The organism is Chamaesiphon sp. OTE_75_metabat_556 (assembly GCF_031378165.1).
GTDB lineage: Bacteria > Cyanobacteriota > Cyanobacteriia > Cyanobacteriales > Chamaesiphonaceae > Chamaesiphon.
Map to the genome: position 1 here is coordinate 1 of NZ_JANNDR010000253.1, position 3,483 is coordinate 3,483.

The window sequence follows — 3,483 nt, forward strand, 5'->3', positions numbered from 1 at the left end:
CAGACAGATGGGGCCGATTTGGCCAATTTGGGGGAAAATTCGCCCCAGAAGTGCTCATGCCTGCCCTAGAGGAACTCGAGACCCATTACTTGGCCTTGAGTGCGGATAAATCTTTTCAGGCCGAACTTCATGGTCATCTTATGGATTATGTAGGTCGTCCTTCCCCACTCTATTTCGCCGAACGCCTGACCAAACACTGTGGTGGGGCCAAGATCTACCTCAAACGGGAAGACCTGAACCATACCGGTGCGCATAAAATCAACAATTCGCTGGGCCAGGTGCTCATCGCCAAGCATATGGGCAAACGGCGGATTATCGCGGAAACCGGAGCCGGACAGTTGGAGTAGCAACAGCGACAGTTTGTGCTTTATTTGGCTTAGAATGCATCATTTATATGGGAGTTCAGGATATTCAACGTCAATCCTTGAATGTCTTTCGGATGAAATTAATGGGGGCCCAAGTGCGCCCAGTGTCGTCGGGAACTGGTACCCTCAAAGATGCCACTTCTGAAGCGATTCGCGATTGGGTGACAAATGTTGAGACAACTTACTATATTTTAGGCTCTGCGGCTGGCCCTCATCCCTATCCGACGATCGTCCGCAATTTTCAAGCAATTATCGGCAAAGAAACTCGCGCACAGTGTCTCGAAAAATGGGGCGGATTACCCGATATTCTGCTGGCTTGTGTCGGTGGTGGCTCGAACGCCGTGGGATTATTCCACGAATTCTTGACTGAACCAAAAGTTCGCTTAATTGGCGTGGAAGCCGCTGGTAAAGGACTGGATACGAACCAACATGCGGCGACGCTGACTCATGGACGAATCGGCGTATTGCATGGCGCGATGAGTTACGTGCTGCAAGATGAGGAAGGACAAATTATTGAAGCTCATTCAATTAGTGCTGGATTAGATTATCCGGGAGTAGGCCCGGAACACAGTTATTTAAAGGATCTGGGACGGGCTGAATACTATAGCGTGACCGATGGACAAGCTCTAGCTGCATTTCAACAACTTTCTCAGTTAGAAGGCATTATTCCGGCCTTAGAAACTTCTCATGCGATCGCTTATTTAGACGTTCTTTGTCCTCAATTATCAGGGAATCCCAAAATTGTCATTAACTGTTCGGGGCGCGGGGACAAAGATGTACAAACGGCGATCGATAGTATTCAATTTTAAACTACTTAGACTTTCTGCGAAAGTCAGATATTAGGCTTTAGGCTTTAGGGGAAACTGTAGACAAAAACAGCGGTGCGCTTCGCGGAGATTTCCTCCGCATGAAAGTGCAACAAGACAATACTTAAAGAGATTATGTTTTTACTTTCGCCGGAGGTCTTATGAATACCAACAAGATTTTGGATGATTGTCGGATCGTAAATCAGCAACCCAAAAAAATAACTATTCTTGGTGCTGGAATTGCCGGTTTAGTAGCAGCTTACGAACTCGAAAAATTGGGTCATCAGGTCGAATTGCTCGAAGGTAGTTCCCGCATTGGTGGTCGGGTATGGACATACCGATTTGGATCTGGAGCTGATGCGCCCTATGGCGAACTCGGTGCGATGCGGATTCCCAAAACTCACCAACATACACTGCATTATGTCCACGAGCTAGGATTGGCAGATCAGCTATGCAAGTTTATTACAGTATTCGAGGAGCACAATGCTCTGATGAATATCCAAGGCAAGATTTTTCGGATTAAAGATGCCTCTAAAAGTTTCGAGCAATACTATCAAGGGATCTTTTTAGCAACACATTATCGCGAAAAAACTCGTCACTTTGCGGCTTGGCTGAAAACTATTATCGATGCGATCGCCCCTAGCGATTTGCGGGCTAGTTTCGATCGAGATTTAGAATCGCATTTAATGGCGGAGTTAGACCGATTGGATCTGGAACCATATTTCAGTGAGGACGGGGATACTGTCAACTTTCACAAGTTTATTAAAGATAATCCTAGTTTCCGTGCTCATTGTAGCAAAGCTCTGGATATATTCCTCAGCGATATTTTGGTCGAGACGAGCGACGATTTATTGCAATTAGCAGGGGGTATGGAGCAGCTAATCGATCGGCTAGCAGCAGCAATTAAGGCTCCAATTAAATGCGATCGAGAAGTAGTAGCCATCAACGCCCAGGCAGATTCAGTCGATGTTTCTTGGTTAGAGAACGGGGAATTGCAAACTCATAATTGTGATTATGTACTGTGTACTATTCCCTTTTCTATTCTCAAAAACCTGGAGCTAACTGGCTTCGACGATCGGAAATTAGCAGCGATTGAGGATACTGTCTACTGTCCGGCAACTAAGACGATCTTGCACTGCTCGGAACCTTTTTGGGAGCAAGAAGGGATCGGCGGTGGTGCATCGCTCGGCGGTGAAGGGATCCATCAGATCTATTATCCATCGATCGAGTCTCACCCCGATCGCGGCAGCGTGCTCCTAGCTAGCTACACCATTGGCAAGGACACAGAACACTTAGATGCCATGTCAGATCCCCAACGCTGTTTTTACGTGCGGGATTGGGTCAGTCAGATGCACCCAGCAATTAATACTCCTGGTGTCATCGTCGATGCCGCAACTATCGCCTGGGGTAATTATCAGTGGAGTAATGGGGGCTGTACTATTCCTTGGGGTGGCGATTTAGCTGATGAATTCAATCATGCTCTCAAATATTTAGAAGCGGCTAGACCGCTAAATCGACTCTTTTTTGCTGGCGAACATTGTTCCAGATTTCCCGCATGGCTTCAGGGATCGATCGAGTCGTCACTGGAAGCTATCGATCGAATTGTCTCGCATCAACCGATCGATCGGCATGAAGTTGCGATCGACACTTGCAAAAACTAGAGGAGTTGCTGCGTAGTCCCTGGAGAATCCCCCTAAATCCCCCTTTTTAAGGGGGACTTCCGGATTCGGTTCCCCCCTTTTTAAGGGGGGTTAGGGGGGATTCAGATCTCGAAACGAAGTCTATCAAATATTCACTATCAACTATCCACTAAAACACCAGTAACTTCGTTTTCATGCCAGATGCAACATGAGTATATTAAATTTTCCGCGTCTGCACTTTCAAGGGTTTGCTCGCATTCATGCTCCGACCGGACATCAGAACGGTTTGGTAGATTTGAGTACCAATACTGCTTACATGCAGGGTAAACCCTTCGATCTCAATCGCCCCACCTCTGAGTATCATGAATACCTCCAATCCACCGGATCGCGGTATAACGATCGCGGAGAGTGGGATGAAGCGGGTGCTTTTAGTACGGCAAAAGGTTGGGATTTTGGCGGCAACGGTCATTTTGCGATCGAAGCTAAAATCGTCAGTGCCCAACGGGAAGCGGGACAGGTCGATCTAAATGACGTTGTGGTGGGGCGCAGTGTGGATCTGTGGGGACACCATAATGAATATTTGGGAACTACTTTTAATCGGACGCGGATTTTTGATGTCGATCCGGCTTCTAACTGGACGACAACCGTGATGATCGGTCAACTTACCTTTGG

At 47.2% G+C, this 3,483-nt stretch carries 1 protein-coding gene and 2 pseudogenes; all 3 read left to right on the forward strand.

All coding sequences use genetic code 11. The features are described 5' to 3' along the window. Positions 1-1,174 (forward strand): annotated as a pseudogene (trpB, locus tag RMO27_RS10360) (tryptophan synthase subunit beta); the annotation flags it as partial. A gap of 158 nt (positions 1,175-1,332) precedes the next feature. Then, positions 1,333-2,832 carry an NAD(P)/FAD-dependent oxidoreductase gene (locus RMO27_RS10365; protein ID WP_309732067.1) on the forward strand — a complete coding sequence of 500 codons (1,500 nt, stop codon included), beginning with the start codon at positions 1,333-1,335 and terminating at the stop codon, positions 2,830-2,832. 187 nt (positions 2,833-3,019) lie between these two features. Beyond that, positions 3,020-3,483: pseudogene (locus RMO27_RS10370) on the forward strand (isovaleryl-CoA dehydrogenase); the annotation flags it as partial.

What these genes read in the sequence shown, in the direction of transcription:
- RMO27_RS10365 (WP_309732067.1), top strand. Translation starts at nt 1,333, where the DNA reads ATGAATACCAACAAGATTTTGGATGATTGTCGGATCGTAAATCAGCAA.